General features: G+C 65.5%; 15 protein-coding genes and 3 pseudogenes. 12 read left to right on the forward strand and 6 right to left on the reverse strand.

The window, feature by feature from the left end; all coding sequences use genetic code 11:
* Nucleotides 1-3: 3 nt before the first annotated feature.
* Nucleotides 4-1,564 (forward strand): annotated as a pseudogene (locus tag ACETMP_RS27015) (oleate hydratase).
* Between the two features lie 4 nt (nucleotides 1,565-1,568).
* Here the strand turns inward: ACETMP_RS27015 and ACETMP_RS27020 are convergent.
* The 4 genes from ACETMP_RS27020 to ACETMP_RS27035 form a co-directional block, all read right to left on the reverse strand.
* Entirely contained in the window at nucleotides 1,569-2,150 is a 582-nt protein-coding gene (locus tag ACETMP_RS27020; protein ID WP_375158538.1) for a hypothetical protein, read from the reverse strand.
* Between the two features lie 281 nt (nucleotides 2,151-2,431).
* Entirely contained in the window at nucleotides 2,432-3,766 is a 1,335-nt protein-coding gene (locus tag ACETMP_RS27025) for a tetratricopeptide repeat protein (protein ID WP_375158539.1), read from the reverse strand.
* A gap of 16 nt (nucleotides 3,767-3,782) precedes the next feature.
* Nucleotides 3,783-4,793 carry an aldo/keto reductase gene (locus ACETMP_RS27030; protein WP_028138718.1) on the reverse strand — a complete coding sequence of 337 codons (1,011 nt, stop codon included), beginning with the start codon at nucleotides 4,791-4,793 and terminating at the stop codon, nucleotides 3,783-3,785.
* A 264-nt stretch (nucleotides 4,794-5,057) separates the two neighbouring features.
* A complete protein-coding gene (locus ACETMP_RS27035) occupies nucleotides 5,058-5,483 on the reverse strand; it encodes a PaaI family thioesterase (protein ID WP_375158540.1) in 426 nt (141 codons plus the stop codon).
* A gap of 70 nt (nucleotides 5,484-5,553) precedes the next feature.
* Here ACETMP_RS27035 and ACETMP_RS27040 point away from each other — a divergent pair, with 70 nt between their 5' ends.
* Together ACETMP_RS27040 and ACETMP_RS27045 are read left to right on the forward strand one after the other, a co-directional pair.
* Nucleotides 5,554-6,180 (forward strand): NUDIX hydrolase, encoded by a 627-nt coding sequence (locus tag ACETMP_RS27040; RefSeq protein ID WP_375158541.1) that lies wholly within the window; start codon nucleotides 5,554-5,556, stop codon nucleotides 6,178-6,180.
* Nucleotides 6,181-6,233: 53 nt separating this feature from the next.
* Nucleotides 6,234-7,417, forward strand: a pseudogene (locus ACETMP_RS27045) (hypothetical protein).
* 168 nt (nucleotides 7,418-7,585) lie between these two features.
* On the opposite strand, the gene ACETMP_RS27050 reads toward ACETMP_RS27045, so the two are convergent.
* Nucleotides 7,586-7,903 (reverse strand): hypothetical protein, encoded by a 318-nt coding sequence (locus ACETMP_RS27050; protein WP_375158542.1) that lies wholly within the window; start codon nucleotides 7,901-7,903, stop codon nucleotides 7,586-7,588.
* A 191-nt stretch (nucleotides 7,904-8,094) separates the two neighbouring features.
* Here ACETMP_RS27050 and ACETMP_RS27055 point away from each other — a divergent pair, with 191 nt between their 5' ends.
* The 5 genes from ACETMP_RS27055 (at nucleotide 8,095) to ACETMP_RS27075 (ending at nucleotide 13,442) form a co-directional block, all read left to right on the forward strand.
* A complete protein-coding gene (locus tag ACETMP_RS27055; RefSeq protein ID WP_375158543.1) occupies nucleotides 8,095-8,574 on the forward strand; it encodes a hypothetical protein in 480 nt (159 codons plus the stop codon).
* A 334-nt stretch (nucleotides 8,575-8,908) separates the two neighbouring features.
* Nucleotides 8,909-9,856, forward strand: coding sequence for a TAXI family TRAP transporter solute-binding subunit (locus tag ACETMP_RS27060; RefSeq protein ID WP_028138712.1), 948 nt, complete (start codon nucleotides 8,909-8,911; stop codon nucleotides 9,854-9,856).
* A 192-nt stretch (nucleotides 9,857-10,048) separates the two neighbouring features.
* Nucleotides 10,049-12,169, forward strand: coding sequence for a TRAP transporter permease (locus tag ACETMP_RS27065; RefSeq protein ID WP_375158544.1), 2,121 nt, complete (start codon nucleotides 10,049-10,051; stop codon nucleotides 12,167-12,169).
* Nucleotides 12,130-12,543 (forward strand): DUF1850 domain-containing protein, encoded by a 414-nt coding sequence (locus ACETMP_RS27070; RefSeq protein ID WP_375158545.1) that lies wholly within the window; start codon nucleotides 12,130-12,132, stop codon nucleotides 12,541-12,543. The genes ACETMP_RS27065 and ACETMP_RS27070 overlap by 40 nt, the downstream gene beginning before the upstream one ends.
* A gap of 92 nt (nucleotides 12,544-12,635) precedes the next feature.
* Nucleotides 12,636-13,442, forward strand: a complete 807-nt coding sequence (locus tag ACETMP_RS27075) for an SDR family NAD(P)-dependent oxidoreductase (RefSeq protein WP_375158546.1) — start codon at nucleotides 12,636-12,638, stop codon at nucleotides 13,440-13,442.
* A 69-nt stretch (nucleotides 13,443-13,511) separates the two neighbouring features.
* Here ACETMP_RS27075 and ACETMP_RS27080 read toward each other — a convergent pair whose 3' ends face one another.
* Nucleotides 13,512-14,282, reverse strand: a complete 771-nt coding sequence (locus ACETMP_RS27080) for a hypothetical protein (RefSeq protein ID WP_375158547.1) — start codon at nucleotides 14,280-14,282, stop codon at nucleotides 13,512-13,514.
* 448 nt (nucleotides 14,283-14,730) lie between these two features.
* Here ACETMP_RS27080 and ACETMP_RS27085 point away from each other — a divergent pair, with 448 nt between their 5' ends.
* The 4 genes and pseudogenes from ACETMP_RS27085 (at nucleotide 14,731) to ACETMP_RS27100 (ending at nucleotide 19,815) form a co-directional block, all read left to right on the forward strand.
* Nucleotides 14,731-15,495 (forward strand): tetratricopeptide repeat protein, encoded by a 765-nt coding sequence (locus ACETMP_RS27085; protein WP_375158548.1) that lies wholly within the window; start codon nucleotides 14,731-14,733, stop codon nucleotides 15,493-15,495.
* Nucleotides 15,496-15,698: 203 nt separating this feature from the next.
* A pseudogene (locus ACETMP_RS27090) lies at nucleotides 15,699-17,089 on the forward strand (tetratricopeptide repeat protein).
* 392 nt (nucleotides 17,090-17,481) lie between these two features.
* Complete coding sequence (locus ACETMP_RS27095) at nucleotides 17,482-19,392, forward strand: propionyl-CoA synthetase (RefSeq protein WP_375158549.1); 1,911 nt, start codon at nucleotides 17,482-17,484, stop codon at nucleotides 19,390-19,392.
* Between the two features lie 153 nt (nucleotides 19,393-19,545).
* Nucleotides 19,546-19,815, forward strand: coding sequence for a hypothetical protein (locus ACETMP_RS27100; protein WP_028138704.1), 270 nt, complete (start codon nucleotides 19,546-19,548; stop codon nucleotides 19,813-19,815).
* The last annotated feature ends 54 nt before the right edge of the window (nucleotides 19,816-19,869 follow it).

Below are 19,869 nucleotides of genomic sequence, written 5' to 3' on the forward strand. Positions count from 1 at the left end.
GTCATGAAGGCGTATTTCATCGGCGGTGGCATTGGATCGCTCGCAGGCGCGGCGTTCCTCGTTCGCGATGCGCAGCTGCCGGGGCACGACATCGTGATCTACGAGGCGCAGCCGCTGATCGGCGGCAGCCTCGACGGCGCGCAGCTTGCAAACGGCGCCTATTCGCTGCGCGGCGGCCGCATGCTCACCACCGACCATTACGAATGCACCTGGGACCTGCTCTCGAGCATTCCCTCGCTGGAGCATCCCGGCCTTAGCGTGCGCGACGAAACGGTCGCCTTCAACGTGGAGAATCCGGCGCACTCCAGGGCACGTCTGGTCGACCGCAACCGCTTCAAGATCGACGTCTCGCATATGGGCTTTTCCGCGCGCGACCGGCTGGAGCTGCTGCGGCTCGCCGAGGCCTCGGAAGAGGCGCTCGGCAACAGCCGCATCACCGACTGGCTGTCACCCGGATTCTTCGAATCCAATTTCTGGTACATGTGGCAGACCACCTTCGCTTTCCAGCCTTGGCACAGCGCGGTCGAGCTGAAGCGTTATCTGCATCGCTTCATGAGCGAGTTTCCGCGCATCGAGACGCTCGCCGGCGTCAAGCGCACCGTCTACAATCAGTACGACGCGATCGTGCGGCCGCTCTCCGACTGGCTCAAGCGCCAGGGCGTGCAGTTCGTGCGCGGCACGCGCGTCACCGACATGGCGTTCGAGGCCGAGGGCGCGCGCTTGCGCGTGCGCCAGCTCACGCTCGACCGCGACAGCCGCACGGCCAATGTCCGGCTCGAGGACCACGACATCGTGTTCTTCCAGAATGGCTCGATGACGGACGCCCTCGAGCCTCGGCACGATGACCGAGCCGCCGCCGCACCTGACCAAGAAGGACAGCCAGGGCTGGGCGCTGTGGGAGACGATCGCGCAAGGACGTCCCGAGTTCGGCAACCCGTCGGTGTTCAACAGTTCGATCCCCGAATCCTATTGGCTGTCGTTCACCGTCACTTGCCGCGATCCACGGTTCTTTGACCGGATGGAAGCGTTCTCGGGCAACCGGGCCGGCACCGGCGGTCTCGTCACGTTCAAGGACTCGAACTGGCTGATGTCGGTCGTGCTCTATCACCAGCCGCACTTCACGGGGCAGCCGAACAACGTGCAGGTGTTCTGGGGCTACGCGCTGCATCCCGACCGCGTCGGAAATTTCGTCGCCAAGCCGATGTCCGATTGCGGCGGCGCCGAGATCCTGAAGGAGCTCTGCGGCCACCTGAACTTCGATCCCGTCGTGCTGGAGGATGCGATCTGCATCCCCTGCCGCATGCCCTACATCACCAGCATGTTCATGCCGCGCCATCTGGCCGACCGACCGCTGCCGGTGCCGAAGAATTCCGTCAATCTCGCCTTTGTCAGCCAGTTCGTCGAGATTCCCGACGACGTCGTGTTCACCGTCGAATATTCGGTGCGTGCGGCGCAGATGGCGGTCTATCAGCTCATGAAGGTCGATCGCCCGGTGCCGCCGGTGACGCGGCACGACAGATCGCTGTCGGTGATCTTTGCGACGCTGGAGAAAGCGTTCGCGTGAAGAGCTACTTGAACGGGTCCTGGATCGACGGTGCCGACTGGCGGATACGGCGCACGCTGACCGGCGTGCCGTCGGAGACGAACAGCAATTCGTAGCGCCGGCCCTCGCTGTCGGTGGCGGAGCAGGTGACGTCGTTCACCTTCCTGGCGGCGAAATTGCCGGTCTGGCGGCAAAGGCCGGTGGAGGTCTGCTCGGCCGGCACCGGCAGGCCGTCGACCTTGGGGCGGTGCTTGGAGTTGAGCAGCATGCGGTCGATCCGCAGCTCGTAGGAATTGTCGTCGGCACGCTTGCCGTTCTCGCCGGAGAACGACACGACGTGGCTGTCGTCGGCGGGATCGTCGACCGCGACCGCGAAATTGACCCGGCCTTTGTCGCCATGGGCGTAGGCCACCGTCTTGCAGGCATAGGTGCGGCCGGCGACCTTGAATGTCTTGCAATGGCCGGACATCAGCGCCAGCAGGTCGATGAAGGCAGTCTGCTGCGCCGGCGGATTGTTGACCGGGATGGGGTTGGAAGTCTCGGCAAAACAAGGACTTGCCAGGCCCATGGTCAAGGCGGCGGCGAGGACCGGTCGGCGAAGGCGCATCGTCGGGCTCGTGTGCCGGAGGGCTGTGGCGGCGGAGGAAAAGTTCCGCAGCATAACCATCGAACCACAAATTGGTTGCGATCCCGTTTGTTCTGCAAGACCCGCCTGGAATACCACCGCGCCACCCCCACGGCGATTCGCCGACATCGCCAACCCGTCCGCCCGGCACTTGCCGTCAGGCCGGTGTTTTTTTCGTGGCAGAGGCAGAGCATGATCCGGAAAAGCGCACAGCGGTCTTCCGAAAGGATCATGCGCAAACAACAGCTAGAGCGCGATGCAATTCATCCTGATCTCGTCGCGCCTTGGCCCATCGCCGTCTGCCAGCGCCGATCCCGAAGGGATGGCCGGCGGTGCAGGCGGGCGTCCAGCAGGGCGCGGGCGCGGGGTAGCTCGCCGCTGCGCATCAGCGCGACGATGAAGGTGTCCTCGATCAGCTCGCGCTGGGCGTGGCTGCCGCCGATCCGCACGACCTCGGTGAGAACAGGCGCGAGCGTCTGCACGCATGCGGCGTAATCCTCGTCGGCAAAGGCCGCCAGCGCGCGGACGATCGCCGGCACGACGGGGCCGGCCGGCAGCTTGCCCTCGGCGAGCCGCTGCTCGATCGTCGCAAGGCGCGCGGCGAGCGCCGCGTGGTTCTGCGTCGCCGCCGCGAACAGCGCCATGTGGACGTCGGCGAAGGACAGGCTCGACTTCGGAAACATCTCTTGCGCGGCGGCGTCGGCTTCCTGCCACAGCGTGTTCGGCACAGTGTGGCCGTACGCCGACAGGCGCCAGAGCAGCGAGGCGGCGTCGGTGATGACGTTGAGCGGCGGCGCCTGCGTGACCGAAGGCTGGAGCACGTCGGCATAGATTGCGAGCGCGCGTGCCGAATCGTCCTGCTCGAGCGCGCCGAGCGCCTGGTGCCAGCGTATATGGCCGTGCAAGAGGCCGGCGCGGTCGTAAGTCGGAATCCAGTCGTCGACGAGGCGATCGGCCGCCTCGATCGAGCCGTCCTCGAACATCGCGTGCAGCACCGCATGCGTGGCATGGGCGTTCGCCCGGCGCAAATTGAAGCCGTGCTCGGTGACGGCGCGGCCGCGGGCGACGTCGCCATTCTCGGTCATGGCCCAGCCGGCCATGGTAAGGAACCACCAGTCCTCGCCATAATGCTGCGCGACGCGCTCGCACAGCTCATGCCGCGCGCGGTCGTGATCGTCCATGCCGGAGAAGGCGAACAAGCCAAACGCCCCGAGCGGCAGCGACAGCACCAAGGCATCGCGCGGCCAGCTCTCGATGTGCCTCAGCGTCGATGCGATCGCCTCTTGCAGCCGGCCCTCGATCGACAGCGCCAGCGTCTCGACATGCGAGCGCTCGCGCTCCGTGCCGCGCTTCGCCACCAGTTCGCGTGCGAGCGCCGCCTTGCTCCGCGCCTGATCGCCTTGCTGATAGAAGGCGTGCACGCGGGCACGGGCGACCAGAGGCAGCGCGAAGTCGGGATCGGCCGCGATGGCGCGCTCCAGCGTCTCCGCCATGCGGGTCCACCCCGAGAGCATGAGGTCGACGCCGTCGCGATAGGCACCGGCAGCCACGTCGGATGCGGTAGAGAGCGGTAGGCCGTAGCGATCCTGATGCGCCATCGTCGTCTCCGAGAGGTCACGCAGTCCGGGCGCGACGGCCTTCGATCGGGTAGGCGGGATCGTTGTAGCCCGGCGTCGAGGGATGGCCCGGGGTGACCAGCCGATCGATCAGCGCCTCGTCCTCCGCGGTGAAGCGATAGTCGAGCGCGCTGATGTAGCCGTCCCACTGCTCCTCGGTGCGCGGGCCGGCAATGATCGAGGAGACGAAGGCGGAGTTGAGCACCCAGGCAACCGCGAACTGGCCGGCGGTTATGCCCTTGCTCTCGGCATGCGCCTTGATCTCCTGCGCGAGCTGAAGCGATTCCGGTCGCCATTCGGTCTGCATCATGCGGGTGTCGTTGCGCCCCGCGCGGGTCTCCTTGTCGGGGGTGGCGTCCGGCTTGTACTTGCCGGTGAGCACGCCGCGCGCCAAAGGACTATAAGGGACGATGCCGAGGCCGTAATAAGAGCAGGCCGGGAAGTGCTCGACCTCGGGCATGCGGTTCATGGCGTTGTAATAGGGCTGGCTCACCGCGGGCCGGTCGATGCCGAGCCGGTCGCAGATATTGCAGATCTCGGCGACGCGCCAGGCGCGGTAGTTGGAGACGCCGAAATAGCGCACCTTGCCTGATCGGATCAGGTCGCCCATCGCGCGCACCGTCTCCTCCAGCGGCGTCGAATGGTCTTCCTTGTGCAGATAATAGATGTCGATGTGGTCGGTGCCGAGCCGCTTCAGGCTCTCGTCCGCGGCCTGCAGCACCCAGCGCCGTGACAGGCCGACACGGTTGGGATCATCACCCATTGGGTTGGCGAGCTTCGTCGCGAGCACCCAGGCGTGCCTGTTGTCGGCAATGGCGCGGCCGACGACCTGTTCGGATGCGCCTTTCGAATAGGCGTCGGCCGTGTCGATGAAGTTGATGCCGGCCCCGCGTGCCTTGTCGATGATCCGTTTCGACGCGGCTTCATCGGTTGGCCCGCCGAACATCATGGTGCCCAGGCAGATCGGCGACACTTTCAGGCCGGAGCGGCCGAGCTGGCGGTAGTGCATGGACGGTCCTCGGTGCGTTTCAGACACCAGCATAGTCGCGTCATCTCGTCATTGCGAGCGCAGCGAAGCAATCCAGAAATGTGTCCGTGGAGGGATTCTGGATGGCTTCGCTGCGCTCGCGATGACCCATAACCACAGGGAGTTGTTTGGCGAAGACTCGGAGTGACCTGTCTTGCGCTATATCTCCTCCCTGGGGTTATTGGTCCCCGCGTGCGGGGACGACAGCGGAGTGTTTGGCGACAGCGGGGGCTGCCTAACTTATGCCTACGCCGGCCCCTTCAATATCTTGAACACGCCGTTGGCCATCACGATGCAGCGGTCGTCGACTGTCACCTCGGTGCTCATGAAGATCAGGCTGCGGGTCGAGCGCACCACGCGCGGGCGCGAGATCAGGATGTCGCCGATCTGGCCGGCCTCGACGAAATGGGTGTCGAGCTGCACCGTCGCCATGAACTCCTTGCCGGAGACGTAGCGGGCGGTCATGCCGCAGGTGCGGTCGGCGAAAGTCATCATCACGCCGCCCTGGACCATGCCGCGCCGGTTGTGGTGCTTGTCCTCGGTCGCGAGCGCGAACTCGTAGTGACCGTCGACCTTGCGCTCCCACAACGGGCCGACCAGATGCATGAAGCCGGTGGTCTCGAGGATGCTCCAGCCCTCTGATTTCAGCCTCGCCGCGGCCCTGCTCGTCATCGCTCCGTCCATCCCTGCAACGCTGTCTCGCCTCGTTTCATCAGATGCGATCCTGGTGTAGTCAAGCACCATGAGACCTTTCGGCGATGCCACCCGGCGGAATATCGCAGCGGCCTGCGCGTCCTTCGCGCGGCTGCCCGACGCGGCCGTGCCGTCGGCGCTGAAGCGCGCCGCGGTGGTGCTGGCGCTGACCGAATCCAACGACGGTGGCGACACCGCCTTCCTGCTCACCAAGCGTGCCTCACACCTGCGCGCGCATCGTGGCCAATGGGCGCTGCCCGGCGGACGCTGCGATGCCGGCGAGACGCCGGTCGAGGCGGCGCTGCGCGAGCTCGACGAGGAGCTCGCGCTCAAGCTTCCGGCCGAGGCAGTGCTCGGCCTGCTCGACGATTATCCGACCCGCTCCGGCTATCTGATCACGCCGGTCGTGGTTTGGGCGGCCGACAGTGCCGCGATCATTCCGAATCCCGACGAGGTCGCCTCCGTCCATCGCATCGCGCTCGACACGATCGAACGCGACGAGGCCTTCGATTTCACGGCGATTCCCGAAAGCACGCGCCGCGTGATCCGGTTCCATCACCAGATGAGCCTGATCCACGCGCCGACGGCGGCGCTGATCTATCAGTTCCGCGAGGTGCTGGCGGGGCGGCACACCCGCGTCACCGAGCTGGAGCAGCCGGTATTCGCCTGGAATTGATGGTAAACGGCGCGTTAACGTGACGGTTACCGGATGCCTGCTAAGAGGGCGGCATGCATCGATCGATTCGAAACACATTGGCGCTGGTTCCACTTGCGCTTGTCCTGATCGCACCGTCCGTCCGCGGCGCCAACGCCCAGCTGCTGTCGCAGTTCTTTGCGCAAGGCGCGGGGGCTTCGCCGGCCGTGCTCGAATATCGCCGCAAGCTCGCCGAATATCAGGCGGCGCGCGCGGCCTTCGACGCCGAGGCAAGCGCCTATTGGAGCCAGATCTCGGAGAAGCGAAAAGGGCGCAATGCCAAGCGGCGCAGCGGGCAGCAGGTGACGCTCGACGATTACGTGCTGGAGCATCCGCCGCTCTATAACGGACCGAAGAAGCCGGTAAATCCGGAGCCGGAGGAAACGCCGGATCGGCCGCTCCGCAAGCCCATTCCCGTCGTCGCCGATTTCCTGCGCGCGGCGCAGGAGATCTACCAGTTCACGCCGCAGCGTCCGTCCAGCGAGGCGGAGTTCAAGCGCGCCTATGCGCGCTACGCGCTCGCCTCCGGGCTGACGCGCGAGCAGGCCGTGCGGGTCTACGCCTTCGAGACCGGCGGCACAGGCAGCCACGACGTGCAGGCGGGAATCGAGCATGGCGGCAAGCGCGCGATTTCGACCGCGATGGGTTACAACCAGCTCCTGACCACCAACAGCGTCGAGCTGCTGGCGGAGCAGGGACACGAACTCATCCGCGCGCTGTCCGAGAAGGTGGCGCGGACGTCAGGGCCAGCGCGGCATGCGCCTCGAGCACAAGCTCGCTGTCCTGAAGAAAATGGTGGCGCATGCCAAGTCGGTGCCCGACACCTGGTCGGAGCACGAGAAGATGGGCAGCACTCCCCAAGGCTGGGCCATGCATGCGATGGTGCTCGACATCGACGTCGGGCCGATGCTGCAGACCCACAAGCTGCTGACGTCGGTGCATTTCGCCCGGGCCAAGGGACACTCGCGCCCGCTCTCGGCGGCCGAGCCTCGAGATGATGAACCTCACCGGCGACGGCACCGGGCTCGACATGGTGACGATGCCGCAGGCCATGCGCGAGCAGGTGCCGACCTCGAACTTCTTCCAGCGCGGCGGCTATGAGCGCAATCCGGTTGCGATCCGCCACAACACGGTGGCCAAGCTGCTGGCGGTGACGGACGATCGGATGGACGTGAACAGCGGCAAACCCGGCGCCAGGGAATTGGCGGCGGCGTTTTAACCCCGTCGCCCTGCCGCATCCTCCGCTGTCATGCCCGGCTCGACCGGAGCATCCAGCAAGCCGCGGCCTCTCGATTCAATCACAATGGCCTCTGGAATACTGGATCATCCGCCTTCGCGGGTGATGACACCGAGAGTGTGGCCGCGCGTCGTCCCGCCCGCCGCAGCCCTACTGATCCGGCCCGAACCTGAACTTGCCGTCGCCTTCGAGGTAGGGGCCGCTGCGCATGTAGAGCTGGCCGTTCTGGCCGATGAAGAACAGGGTGCCCTTCGGCACCTTCTTGGCGCCCTTCAGCAGCTCGCCGGCATTGCTGGTGCCCATCTTGTAGGAATAGGTCTTGCCGTCCCTGTCATACGCATAGCCCATGTCGGGCTTGAGCTCCCAGGGCGTTGCCGTCGATTGCGCGCATGCGGGCGCAGCGAACGCGCCGAGCAGCGCTACCAAGGCGCCCGAAACAAGTGCAAATGTCTTCGTTGAAAACGCCATGTCCCATCCTCCAGTCGTGGGCATCGGTCTTGAACAAATCACGAACAATGTACCCGGGTCAATTTGCGAAAGCGCCGCAGCGCATCACGTCTTGTCCTGCAGTTTGTGATTTTCCCTCCGTCCCCTCGCGACTATGTTCCGCTTTCCGTCTAGAACGCAACTCGACAAGATTTTCGATAGGGATGATTCGGATGCGCCATGTGATCAAACTTTGCTGGGCTGCTGCATTGTCGTTGACGGCGCTGGCGCCGGCCGCCCGGGCCGATGATTACCAGCTCAGCCACAACCAGCGCATTTCGTGCAGCCGCGGCCTTGCCCCGGGCAAGCTGAACACGGCGACTTGCAAGTCCTACACCTATCTCTTCAACACCAAGACCTCGGAATATTTCCGCTGCCAGGTTTCGCTGGCGCTGACCCGCGACAACAAGGAGGTCATCAACGTCCAAACCGACGGTGGCTGCACCAAGAAGCCGCGCATCTTCGAGACCGACGGGAAGTATGATTTCGATGCGACCGAGACCGAGCCGCCGAACACCAACTCGTTCTTCGGTCCCGGCGGCTATGCGGTCTGGGCCGCCGACGTCACCGCGCAGAAGGTGCGTGGCTGCATCATCATCTCCTCCGGCCTCGGCTCCGACATCTCGAAGTGCCTGGACATGACGTTCCAGTGAGAGAGCGTCTGCCCGCCTGCGGGCGGGGCAAGCGCATTTGAACATCCAGCGGAGGTCGTCATGCCCGGGCTTGTCCCGGGCATCCACGTTCTCAGTGGTCAGCGGAACGGCTTGGATGGCCGGGACAAGCCCGGCAATGACGCTGTGGTGTCCGTGGTGTGGCGCTGGTCCACCTATGCGACCGTCTATGCTGCACCGCCTCGCCGCAGCCCCAGTTCCCGAAAAAATCGAGCCGGATCGGCCATTTACCGCAGTCCTGTTTTGCCTTTTGGATGGGTTGACCCGCAGGCATCATCCAGCCAATTTCGCCACTGGTTTGGGGAGAACAACAACCATGAAACGGACCATTTTCGGCGTTGCCGCGGCTCTTGCTCTGGCGGCGTCGGCACCTTGCGCGCAGGCGCAATCCTTCATCAACGTGCTGACCGGGGGCACCTCGGGCGTGTACTATCCGCTCGGGGTCGCGATCGGGAAGATCTACGGCGACAAGATCCCGAACGTGAAGACGCAGGTGCAGGCCACCAAGGCGTCGGTCGAGAATCTGATCCTGCTGCAGCAGGGGCGCGGCGAGCTGGCGTTCACGCTGGGCGATTCGCTGAAAGCCGCCTGGAACGGCGAGGAAGAAGCCGGCTTCAAGACCAAGCTCGACAAGCTCCGCACCATCGGCGCGATCTATCCGAACTACATCCAGATCGTCGCGACCGCCGACAGCGGCATCAAGACGCTGGCCGACCTCAAGGGCAAGAGCCTCTCTGTCGGCGCGCCGAAGTCGGGCACCGAGCTGAATTCGCGCGCGATCCTGGCCGCGGCCGGCATGAGCTACAAGGATCTCGGCAAGGTCGAGTATCTGCCCTTCGCCGAATCCGTCGATCTGATGAAGAACCGGCAGCTCAACGCGACGCTGCAATCCGCCGGGCTTGGCGTCGCCTCGCTGAAGGACCTGTCGACCTCGAGCCCGATCACGGTGGTGTCGGTGCCGAAGGAGACGGTCGACAAGATCGGACCTCCTTTCGTCTCCGCGATCATTCCGGCCAACACCTATACCGGCCAGGACAAGGACGTGCCGACGGCGGCGGTGATCAACTATCTCGTCACCAGCTCCGCCGTGTCGGACGATCTCGCTTATCAGATGACCAAGCTGGTCTACGAATCGCTACCGGAGCTCGTGAACGCGCACGCCGCCGGCAAGGAGATCAAGCTCGAGACCGCGGCCAGCGGCAGCCCGGTTCCGCTGCACCCCGGCGCGATCCGCTATTACAAGGAAAAAGGCCTGATCAAGTAGGTCTCTCTTCGTCGTCATTCCGGGATGGTCCGAAGGACCAGACCCGGATCTCGAGATTCCAGGTTCGATGCTGCGCATCGCCCCGGAATGACGGAGAGAGGAAAGTCGTGAATGCCCGGGGTAAGCCCGGGCATGACGTTTTGGGGCCATGTGCCATCGCTGTCCGGGGCGGACAGGCTAAGGACGAACGATATGCTCGAAAAGGCAGAGGGCACGGCGAAGGCGCCCGAGAAGGTCAAGGTCGAGTTCGACAATTTCGAGCACGGTTTCCCGGAAGGCTTCGGCCCGCGTGGCTGGGGCGCGCTCGCCTATTGGATCGGCATCGCCTTCGCCACCTTCCAGCTCTATGTCGCCGCCTTCAACTATCTGCCGAGCCAGGTGGTGCGCGGCGTCCATGTCGGCTTCCTCGTTCTGCTCACGTTCGGCCTGATCGCCAACTTCACGGCGAGGAGCAATGCCGGCCGCGCGCTCGGCTGGGTGATCGGCGGCGCCGGCTTCCTCTGCGGGCTCTACCAATGGATCTTCTACGCCGACCTGATCGCGCGCGACGGCGACCCGACGCGGCTCGATCTCGTGGTCGGCACGCTGCTGGCGGTGCTGATCTTCGAGGGCACGCGGCGCCTGATGGGCGCGGCGTTGCCGCTGATGTGCGGCGCCTGCCTGGTCTACTGGTTCTTCGGCCAATATCTGCCGTCGCCGCTCAATCATCGCGGCTACGGCTTCGACCAGATCGTCACGCACCTGTCGTTCGGCACCGAAGGCTTCTACGGCGTGCCGATCTACGTCTCGGCCACCTACATCTTTCTGTTCATCCTGTTCGGCTCGTTCCTGGAGCGCGCCGGCATGATCCAGCTGTTCACCGACGTCTCGCTCGGCCTGTTCGGCCGCACCCGCGGCGGCCCCGCCAAGGTCGCGGTGTTCGCCTCGGGCATGATGGGCACGATCTCCGGCTCGGGCGTCGCCAATGTCGTCACCGTCGGCCAGTTCACCATTCCGCTGATGATCAGGTTCGGATATCGCCGTGCCTTCGCTGCCGGCGTCGAGGCCACGGCCTCGATGGGCGGGCAGATCATGCCGCCGGTGATGGGTGCGGTCGCCTTCATCATGGCCGAGACGCTCGGCGTGCAATATTCGGAGATCGTCAAGGCGGCGGCGATCCCGGCGATGCTCTATTTCGCGTCCGCGTTCTGGATGGTGCATCTGGAAGCCGGCAAGCACGGCCTCGTCGGCATGAAGCGCTCGGAGATTCCGAGCGCGTGGAAGGCGCTGGTGACGCGCTGGTATCTCGTGCTGCCGCTCGCAGCCCTGATCTACATGCTGTTCGAGGGCTTCACGCCGCTCTATGCCGGCAGCATGGGCCTCGCGCTGACCGTGGCGCTGATCCTGGGCACCAGCATCACGGCCGGCGTCTCGGCAACAATCATCCGCTACATCTTCTGGATCGGGCTCGCGCTCGTCGTCGCCGCGCTGTCGCGTGACGGCCTCCAGATCGCGCCGGTGGCGAGCGTGGTCGTCGGATTGATCGTGATCACCGCCTTCGTCCGCGGCGGCTTTGCCGCGCTGCGTTCCTGCCGCGACGCACTGGCCGAGAGCGCCAAATCCGCCATCACCGTCGGCATGGCCTGCGCCATCGTCGGCGTCATCATCGGCATGATGTCGCAGACCGGCGTCGGCACCATCTTCGGCAGCTGGGTGATCGGGCTCGGCGAGAAGAGCCTGTTCCTGGCGCTGATCATGACCATGCTGCTGTCGATCCTGCTCGGCACCGGCATCCCGACCATCCCGACCTACATCATCACCGCCGCGCTCGCCGCGCCGGCCCTCGCCAAGCTAGGGGTGCCGCTGATCGCCAGCCACATGTTCGCGTTCTATTACGGCATCATGGCCGACCTCTCGCCGCCGGTGGCGCTGGCTGCGCTCGCGGCGGCCCCGATCGCCAAGGAGAACCCGGACAAGATCGGCTGGGAGGCGATGCGCATCGCGCTTGCCGGCTACGTCATCCCCTTCATCTTCGTCTATTCGCCGGCCTTGATGCTGCAAGCCGGCGATCCCATGGCGGCCAAGCTCGGCTTCTACGGCGCGGTGGCGCTGGCGGCCTTGAAGGCGCTGGTGGCGATCGGCCTGTTCGGCATGGCCGCGATCGGCTTCCTGTTCACGCGGCTGACGCTCATCGAGCGCCTGGTCGCGCTCGGTGCGGCGTTCTGCCTGCTCGGCGAATTCCCGTTCAGCGACACCGCCGGCTTCGTGCTCGCTGCGGCGCTCGCACTGTGGCAATGGCGGCAGCGTCCGCCGGCGCCGGTCGAGGCAGTGTGAGCCTCTGCTTCGCCACGGCGTTGGGCGTGAAGGCGCTGGCGCTGTCCGCCTTTACGCTGGTCTGGACGCACTCGATCGCGAAGGTCGACTGGCAGGAGGATTGGCGCGTCACCGCCGCAGGTCTCGAACTGGTGCAGGCCCGCGTCAAGGGCACCGGCCCCGGCATGGAGCCGCCGCCGGAGGCTCGGCTGGTCGACGGCTGGTTTCAGTGGCAGCCGAAGCGCGCCGCCATGCAAGAGGTCGTGCTCGGCAATTCCGGCGCGGCCGGCGAATGGCGGCTGTGCCATGACGGACGGTGCCAGACGCTGTCGGAGATTATCGGGCATCCCATTGGTGCTAACGTCACCAAGATGAGCATCTGTAAAGAACCTTAGCCCGGATGGAGCGCAGCGAAATCCGGGGCGGAGGTCCCGGATTGCGCTGCGCTCCACCCGGGCTACAAGACCAATAAGCAGGGAGACATGTGATGGATCGGCTCAAGGGCAAGGTCGCGATGGTGGTGGGGGCCGGCTCGATCGGGCCCGGCTGGGGCAACGGCAAGGCCACCGCGGTGACCTTCGCGCGCGAGGGAGCTAAGGTGTTCTGCGTCGACCGCAACGGCGCTGCGGCCGAGGAGACCGCGAACATCATCACCAGCGAGGGCGGCAAGGCGACGGCGTTCACGGCCGATGTGTCCCGCGCGAGCGAGATCGAGGCGATGGTGGCGGCGTGCCTGAAGGCCTATGGCCGCATCGACGTGCTCGACAACAATGTCGGCATCGCCGAGATGGGCAGCGTGGTCGAGGTCACCGAGGAAAGCTGGGACCGCGTCTTCAGCGTCAATCTCAAGAGCGCCTATTTCGCCATGAAGCACGTCATCCCCGTGATGGTGAAGCAGGGCGGCGGCTCGATCATCAATATCTCCTCGATCGCCTCGATCCGCCACATGGGCATTTCCTACGTCACCTACGGCTCTTCGAAGGCGGCGATGAACCAGATGACGCGCACCACCGCGATCGAGTTCGCGCGCCAGCATGTGCGCGTCAATGCGATCCTGCCCGGCCTGATGAAGACGCCGATGGTCGAACATTCCGCAGGCCTTGCCGCCAGCTACGCCAAGGGCGACGTCGAGGCGATGTGGCGTGCGCGCGATGCGCAGGTGCCGATGGGACACATGGGCGATGCCTTCGACGTCGCCAACGCCGCGCTGTTCCTGGCGTCGGACGAGTCGAAATACGTGACGGGGATCGAGCTCGTGGTCGACGGCGGGATCACCTGCAAGGCGGGGGCGTAGCGTCAATCTCCGCTGTCGTCCCGGATCTGCGCTTCGCTTGTCCGGGACGACGATGGAGTGTGTAGCGACCTATTGCGCCAGCGCCAGAATTCCGCCGGCGAACGAATGCCAAGCCGCCGTCTCGCTGACCGGCCAGTTCAGCACCTTCACCGCCAGCAGCGCCAGCGTGCCGTAGATATAGACCGGGTGGACCCGGCCTTCGGCGCGCCAGTCGCGCACCATGGCGACGACGAGGAGGAGCGAGGCGACGACGGCCGGCGGGATCGTGACCGGCACCGGCGGCAGGCCGGGCGGACCGGGAGGCGCCAGGAAGGTCAGGAACCAGCGCGCGATGGCGGCGTCGAGGATGGAGACCGCAGCAAGCAGCATCAGCCGCTTGTGAATCTCGGGCCTGCGCGTGTTCACGATCGCGAGCACGAACACGATCGCGAAGAACGCGATCCCGCTCATCGGCACGATCGAGAAGCCGATGCCGGCCTCGCGCTGCCCGAGCGCGGCGGAATGCTGCATCACGTGCACAGAGGCGAGGAAGCCGAAGATCGTCATCGCGGTGGCGAGCGACACGCCGGCGATGCCGAGCGAACGGTGATTGACCACGCGGCCCGAGGCCGCGAGCCAGCTCTGCAGCACGAAATAGAGCGACCAGGTGAAGAACAAGAATCCGTGAAAATGAATCACGGGGCTTGCGGACAGCGTCCGGTGCGCGAGCGGCACCCAATAGGTCGGCGCGAAACCGAGAAACGCGGTGGCCGCGCAGGCCAGGGACATATGCAGATAAAAGTATCGTGCGGGCGACGCATCACGCGCGCGCACACGACGGTCGTCGGTCAGGGTCGTCATCACGAGTGAGTCTGGGAAGGCGGGGTTTGGTTCAACGTGGCCGTTCACCCTCCGCTGTCGTCCCGCACAAGCGTGAGCGCTCAATTCTGCGCGATCGCAGCGAGGTGTCGAACCCGGCGTCGAGCATCACCGGTGCGAAAAAAGGGCCAATGCGAGGTCGGGCTCCAGCGTCCAGGCGGACTGGACGGCACGAAGGCGATCCGCGCGCCGCCGATGGCGAGAAACGCCGGGCAGGAGACTTGATCCGCCGCGTCAGCGCCGATAAGGCCAATGGCGCCGAGCAGAATGCGATGATCCGTTCGAATATCGACACGATGATCCCCGAAACGGATGTGCGCGGTGCCACAAGCTCGCACCAATCCGGCCCTAATGGATTGTACGGTCCCCAGGCAAGGCGTAAGGCAAGACCGAAGCAAGACCGAAAGCAAGATTTCCGACTGCGACGAGCATGCGTGTTCAAAAACTGATCCAATCGTCAGGTGCCGTGTTGCTCTGCGCGCTCTCGCTCGGCGCCGCCCAGGCTGCGACCGGCGGCGAGCCGGCTGCGGTGATCAAGATTGATGTCGAAGCATGCCTCGCGGCGGCCGCGGCCGACGACATCGACAGGACCGCCACGGCCTGCGCCGCCGTGATCGACAACGAGAAGACCGCCAAGGAGGATCTGATCAAGGTGCTGATCGCGCGCGCGGCGCTCTACGCGCGGCGCGATCAGGTCGACCGCGCCATCGCCGACGACAGCCGCGTTCTCCTGCTCGATCCCACGCTTGCCGACATCTTCAATGCGCGCGGCGAGCTCTGGCTCAGGAAGGGCGACAGGCCCAAGGCGGTGCAGGATTTCGCCGCAGCCCTGAAGATCGATCCGAACCACGAGAAGGCCAAGGCCAATCACAAGGCGATGGCGCGCGAGCTCGAGCGCATCGGCGCGCAGATGGCTGTCGCCGGCAAGCCCAGCTTCAATTGCCGGAATGCGGTCCGGGCCGTGGAGAAGGCGATCTGCCGAAATCGCGAGCTGGCCGATCTCGACCGCGAGATTTTCGGGTCCAACGCGCGCGCGATCCGGGAGGCGCGCAATCCGGCGGATGCCAGGAAGCTCCAGCGTGAGCAGGACGAGTTCATCGCCCGCCGCAACGCGGCGTACGGCCGGCCGGGCTACGATCTGAAGAAGGCGATGCAGGAGCGGCTGCAACAGATCAATGGGGTGGACGGGTATTGAGGTCATGCCCGGCTTGTCCCGCCTGCGCGGCCGAAGCCGCTTCGGCGCGGCGAAGGCCCGGGCATCCCCGTTCTTCGTGCCGAGGGGGTAGGCGTGGATGGCCGGATCGAGCGCGGCCACGACGGCGTGGACAGGCCCGAATTGAACCCATCCCGTACCCGCCGCGACAATGGTGAAAACCCGACGTCACGGAGCAAACTGCCATGTGCGGCACGCATCATTCCGCGCAAGCGCTTTGGCTTGCCAAGAGTTCGTTTCGCGCCTTCCTGCTCAGCGCTGCGATGGGCCTCGTCCTCGCTGCGCCGGCTTCGGCCGGGACCGACTGCGTGATGGGCAGCAAGGCTGCTCCAGCGGAGCTGATGGCCACCTGCACGACCATCATCGACCAGACCGCCAATCCCGTCTCCGATCGCGCCGCGGCCCTGCTGGTTCGCGCCGATGCCCATGCCCGGACTTCGGGCGGCCTCACCCAGGCCCTGCGGGACATCGACCGCGCCATTGCGCTCGACGGCAGGAATGCAAAGGCCTGGCGCCTGCGCGGCGACCTCCTGCGCGAGGCCGGCGGCGATCTCAACCGCGCCGCGGCCGACCTCAGCAAGGCGATCGAGCTCGATCCTGCAGACGCAGAGGCCTACGAGCTGCGCGGCGTCGTCTACACCAATCAGCGCCGGCTCGACCGCGCGCTCGCCGACTACGACCAGGCGATCAAGCTGAAGCCGGACTTTGCGCAGGCCTGGTCCGACCGCGGCGTGGCCTATTATCTCGGCGGCGACAACGAGAAGGCGATCAAGAACTTCGACGAGGCCCTGCGGCTCGACCCCGACCGGCCCCGCACCTATACCAATCGTGGGGCGGCCTATAAGAAGCTCGGCCAGCTCGACAAGGCGGTCGCCGATGACGGCGAGGCGATCAGGCGCGATCCCAAGGTGCCGGAGTACTACGACAACCGCGGCCTGACCTATGCTGCGATGGGCGAGTACGACAAGGCCATTACCGATTACGACCTGGCGATCCGGCGGGAGCCGCGCGCCAACTTCCTGACCAACCGCGGCGATTCCTATCAATTCAAGGGCGAGCTCGGGGCCGCGCTGAGCGACTACGAGGCCGCACTGAAGCTCGATCCGAATTTCGCAAAGACCTACAACAACCGCGCCGTGCTCTACAAGAAGATGGGCGAGCGTAAGAAGGCGCTGGCGGATTACGAGATGGCGCTGAAGCTCGACCCCGGCAACGAGAACGCAGCGAATGGCCGCCGAGCCATGATTGCCGAGATCGCGAAATTCGGCGCGGCGTCCCCGGGTCCCATGCACGCGCGCTCGCCCGATGACCGCGGTCCGTCATTCGATTGCGCCACCGCAAAGCGCGAGGTCGAGCAAGTGATCTGCGCCGATCCGCAGCTCGGCGTGCTCGACCGCCAGATCGCCGAGACCTACGCGCGCGTGCTGAAATCGGCGAGCAAGCGCTCCGCCGGCGAGCTGCGCAAGTCCCAGCGCGATTTCCTTAGTACCCGCAACGCGAGCTTGGCCGCCCGGGCTATGATCTGAAGAAGATCATGCAGGAGCGGTTGCAGAAGCTGAACGCGATCGAGAGCTAGGCGGGTTCTTCGCCTCTCCCCGCAAGCGGCAGCGCAATCGCATCTGAACATCTAGCAGAGGTCGTCATGCCCGGGCCTGTCCCGCCTGCGCGGCCGAAGCCGCTTTGGCGCGGCGAAGGCCCGGGCATCCACGTTATCCGTGCGTGATGGAAAGCCGTGGATGGCCGGGACGGGCCCGGCCATGACGATGTGGGTAGCCCATCCCCCATATGCGATAGCCCTGCCGCAAGTGGGGAGAGGGAGAAACGACTCGTCCTTTTCAGCTTGAACCGCGGCCCGATCCCGGGAAAATAGCTCCCAAACAAGGCCGGCGATTGATCCTGGTCATGGCGGGACGCCCGTCCTGCCACAAGGGTCAGGGCCCAGGCGGATAAAGGGACGGGAGCGCGGGAATGAACGTCGACGGTAAAAGTCGTTATCATGAGGTCCATGCGCGCTCTCTCGCCGACCCCGAAGGCTTCTGGGCCGAGGCGGCGAAGGAGATCGACTGGATCCAGCCGGCCAAGACAATCTTCGATTCCAGCCAAGGAACCTACGGCCGCTGGTTCAGCGACGGTGTCGTCAATACCTGCTACAATGCGCTCGACCGCCATGTCGCAGGCGGCCGCGCCGACCAGGTCGCGCTGATCCACGATTCGCCGCTGACCGGCAGCGTCACCAAATTGACCTATGCCGAACTGCTGAACGAGGTGCAGGCGCTTGGCGCCATCATGCAGGATTTCGGCGTCGCCAAGGGCGATCGTGTCATCCTCTACATGCCGATGGTGCCGGAGGCCGTGGTCGCGATGCTCGCCTGCGCGCGGATCGGAGCGGTGCACTCGGTGGTGTTCGGCGGCTTCGCCGCGAAGGAGCTCGCCACCCGCATCGACGACGCGCAGCCGAAACTCATTCTCTCCGCAAGCTGCGGCATCGAGCCCGGCCGCATCGTGCAGTACAAGCCGCTGCTCGACGAGGCGATCAAGCTTGCCGGCAGCAAGCCGAAAGCCTGCATCGTGCTGCAACGTCCGCAGCTCACCTGCGATCTGACGCCGGGCCGGGACTACGATTGGGCGAGCCTGCGCCGCAAGGCGCTGAACGAGGGCAAGAAGGCGCCTTGCGTGCCCGTTGCGGCGACCGATCCGCTCTACATTCTCTACACCTCGGGCACCACGGGCATCCCGAAGGGCGTCGTGCGCGACAATGGCGGCCATCTCGTCGCGGTGAAATGGTCGATGTTCAACCTCTATGGCGTCAAGCCGGGCGAGGTGTGGTGGTGCGGCTCCGACATCGGCTGGGTGGTCGGCCACAGCTACATCGTCTATGGTCCGCTTTTGCACGGCGCGACCACGATCATGTATGAGGGCAAGCCGGTCGGCACGCCCGACGCCGGCGCGTTCTGGCGCGTGATCTCGGAGCACAAGGCGGTTGCGTTCTTCACCGCGCCGACCGCGTTCCGCGCGATCCGGAAGGAGGACCCGGAAGGAAAGTTCATCCGGCAATATGATCTGTCCAAGTTCCGCACGCTGTTCCTGGCCGGGGAGCGCGCCGATCCGCCGACAGTGGAATGGGCAGAGCAGCAGCTCAAGGTGCCGGTGATCGACCATTGGTGGCAGACCGAGACTGGCTGGTGCATCGCCGGCAATCCGGTCGGGCTCGGCATGCTGCCGGTGAAGCATGGCTCGCCGACGGTACCGATGCCGGGCTATCAGGTCGACATCGTCGACGAGGCGGCCAAGCCCGTGGGACCCAACACGATGGGCTCGATCGTCATCAAGCTGCCGATGCCGCCGGGCTGCCTGCCGACGCTGTGGAATCAGGACGCGCGCTTCAAGGAAGCGTATTTGAGCGAATTCCCCGGCTATTACAAAACCTCGGATGCCGGCTACAAGGACGAGGACGGCTACGTCTTCGTCATGGGCCGCACCGACGACATCATCAACGTCGCCGGCCATCGGCTCTCCACCGGCGGCATGGAGGAGATCCTGGCCTCACATCCCGATGTCGCCGAATGCGCCGTGCTCGGCGTCAAGGACGCGATCAAGGGCGAGGTGCCCTGCGGCTTCCTGGTGCTCAAGGCCGGAGTGAAACGCCCGCCGGCCGAGATCGAGAAGGAGATCATTGCGCTGGTGCGCGACAAGCTCGGCCCGGTCGCCGCCTTCAAGCTCGCCATCACCGTCGGCCGCCTGCCCAAGACGCGCTCCGGCAAGATTCTACGCGGCACCATCAAGAAGATCGCCGACGGCGACTCTTGGACCATGCCGGCGACGATCGAGGATCCCAAGGCGCTCGACGAGATCGGGGAGGCGCTGAAGGGGCGGGTGTGACGCGAAGCGTCATCCCGGGGCGGGTTCGCAGAACCGAACCCGGGATCTCGAGATTCCGGGTTCGATGCTGCGCACCGCCCCGCAATGACGGTGTTGCCGACGTACATTCTCCTCATTCCCCGCTAAACAGGGTCGGTCAACAAGGGACCCTCGATGCCAATTGCCGCCGCGCCACGCCTGCTGATCGCCTTGGCTCTCGCCGTCGCTCTCTCCGCCTGCTCCGCGCGCTACCAGAATCCGGTGGCGGTGGGCGGCGACGATGACGACGCGGTGTGCCAGGGCCGCGGCTATGCGCAGGGTTCGCCGGAATACGTGGCCTGCCGCAAGGACCGCGACGTCCAGCGCAATGCCGCCACCGCCCGCGCCGACCGCCGCCAGCGCGACCTCGGCGAGTACATGCTGAACAATCCCGTGCGGCCGTGATGTGAGTCGCGGCATTATGGTGCCGCTCCACGCGCCGTGCGTTGGTGCTTTTCG

The sequence above is a fragment of the Bradyrhizobium dasycarpum genome, from assembly GCF_042019905.1.
GTDB classification, from domain to species: Bacteria; Pseudomonadota; Alphaproteobacteria; order Rhizobiales; family Xanthobacteraceae; genus Bradyrhizobium; species Bradyrhizobium japonicum_B.